At 42.1% G+C, this 2345-nt stretch carries 2 protein-coding genes; both read left to right on the forward strand.

All coding sequences use genetic code 11. The features are described 5' to 3' along the window. Positions 1-228 precede the first annotated feature (228 nt). Positions 229-1473 (forward strand): GIY-YIG nuclease family protein, encoded by a 1245-nt coding sequence (locus tag ADK28_RS04740; protein WP_048795028.1) that lies wholly within the window; start codon positions 229-231, stop codon positions 1471-1473. A gap of 80 nt (positions 1474-1553) precedes the next feature. After that, positions 1554-2345, forward strand: a 792-nt coding sequence (locus ADK28_RS31295; protein WP_152929626.1) for a hypothetical protein, incomplete at its 3' end; no start/stop codon positions are given.

Genomic DNA, 2345 nt, shown 5'->3' on the forward strand with positions numbered 1-2345 from the left:
TCACCACCATGACAGGCCTGAGTGAGCACACCACCCGCTTTATCCTGGAGCAGTTACGGCAGGCCGGACTGGTTCTGGAACGAGAGAAGCGCTGGAGGATAGCTAAGGGGAATGCAGCTGTGGCATATGAAAAACAGTAGTGTATTTTCCAGAGGGCACCTTGATATTATTTCATTGTGACTGTGAAGTATGAATTAAAAACTGAAAAGACAAGTGAAGGAAGAGAACGTGGCAAGAAGAAAAAAAGATGATAATACAGCGGGTATTATCCTGATTATTATTGGAGTAATTGCTTGGGGTGTTTATGTCGCGGTCAGAGCATTAATCAATCTTAATGAGCAATTTATTGAGTCTGTTTCTAATCCGGCTGGTATCATAGGTTTGTTCTTTGGCTTATTACTTGCCGTTGCGCTGGTTCTACGGGTTTTCATTTACCGGGGCTTCAGTAAGAAAACAGCGGACCTTGAACAGGCGGTGTCAGACCTTGCACAGAAAGAGAAAGCCTTTGAAGAAACTGTAAGCACCGAGGTGGTACGGGGGATCCATCAGGAAAAGAAACGGCTTGCCAGTCTCTGGGATGACTATCACGAGGCCAGAAATAAGGCTGGTCGTGCCCTGCAGCGTATTGTTGACTCAGCATATAACTTCAAAGTGAAAACATTGCTTTCCGGTACCACGGTGAATAACTGGCAAAGCAAATATGACCAGCTGCGCAAGGAAAAAGATTCATACGCAGCCATTAGAGAAAAAGTCATTTTTCTTGAGCTTGAAGATAATGCTGACTGGGAGGGGGTAAAAAAGCAATTCCTGGATAAGGTCGCGTTGCTGGAAAAAGCGCAGGAAGAAAAGGATCATCAGGCCGAGCTTAAACGTCAGATGCGTGAAGAAAAGCAGCGTCAGGATGAACTTGACAGGCAGCAGCGCGAAGCTGAAGATGAAGAGCTGAGACTCGCTGAACAGCAACGAGTGCTAGAGGAAGCCCTTCTGGCTGCTGAAGGCACGTACAGGGAAGAACTTGAGAGACAGCGTTTTGAGCTGGAGCAAAAAATCCAGGATGTACATCAGCAATATGAACGTGCTAAATCCATGGCGCAGCTCACGAAGCAGGGGCATGTGTATGTAATTTCAAACATTGGCTCTTTTGGTGAGGATGTCTTCAAAATTGGCATGACCCGACGATTGGAGCCAATGGATCGGGTAAAAGAGTTAAGTGGGGCTGCCGTACCGTTCGATTTCGATGTCCACGCCATGATTTCCTGTGATGATGCGCCCGCACTGGAAAAAACGCTGCACGACCATTTGGAAAGCTACCGTATTAACAGGATTAACTTGCGTAAAGAGTTTTTCCGGGTTGAACTCAGCAGAATTATCGATGAGGTGGAGCGTCATCATGGGCAGATTGAATATATTGCCGATCCGGTGGCTCTACAGTACCTGAAAAGCCTCGAATATGCAGAAAGCGAAGCAGCATAAATAACCATGCAGTAATAACAACCCTTTCGTTTTCACATTACAATAAAGCCGATTTTGCTGACGGCGTTAGGATATCTGCTATGAATAATGAAACAGAAAAAAAAGGAATGCCGATATTTCTGGATGACACTTCAAGGAGTATTTCTGACTCCTTGGAGAATGTTGAGGTAGATGCTTGGTTTCCTTCAAATAGTGCTGCGCAAAAATTATGGCGTTGCTTGGAGTGTCTGCGAGATTTAGATGATCTTTTAGTAGGCTCAGCGAATCAAAAGAATGCCACTAAGACAAAAAGAAAATTAAAAATAGCATTGACGCCTCTTCACTCTTTAGTTAAATCTTTAGATGATCTCTGTAATGATATTCAAAATAATAAAGAAACAAGTTGTCTACTAGATAAGTCAAAAATCAAAGATGTGTCAAAAATTCAAGATTTATTATCTCACCTTCTTCCTCATGATCATAAATCCGATATATCTACGATAAGAAATAAGCTTGCCGCTCATATTGATAAGAAAATGACTCCTTCCGAAGCTCATAAAATCAGTGGATTAATAACTTCAAATGAATTTGGTAGATGGTTGCATATTTGTTTACATTTGGTTTTGGATTTAACTAAACTAGATATTTACCACTGGTATTGTAAGCCTCCTAGTGATAGATATGTATGCTTTATGCAAAAGGAGCCATTTATAGTTACGATTAAGATCGATGGGGAACATTCAACGCTAGTTGCGTTGAATATTGCTATTGGTTCGCCTAGGAATGTTATACCTGAGGTTGTTCAAAGCCTTGTTTCACATTCACAATGGATGTTTAAAAAAGGCCAACCAAGAATTTCGAGTCTAAAAGAAGATAGTCGAGATAACTGGAAC

The organism is Serratia sp. 506_PEND, assembly GCF_001076875.1.
GTDB lineage: Bacteria > Pseudomonadota > Gammaproteobacteria > Enterobacterales > Enterobacteriaceae > Serratia > Serratia marcescens.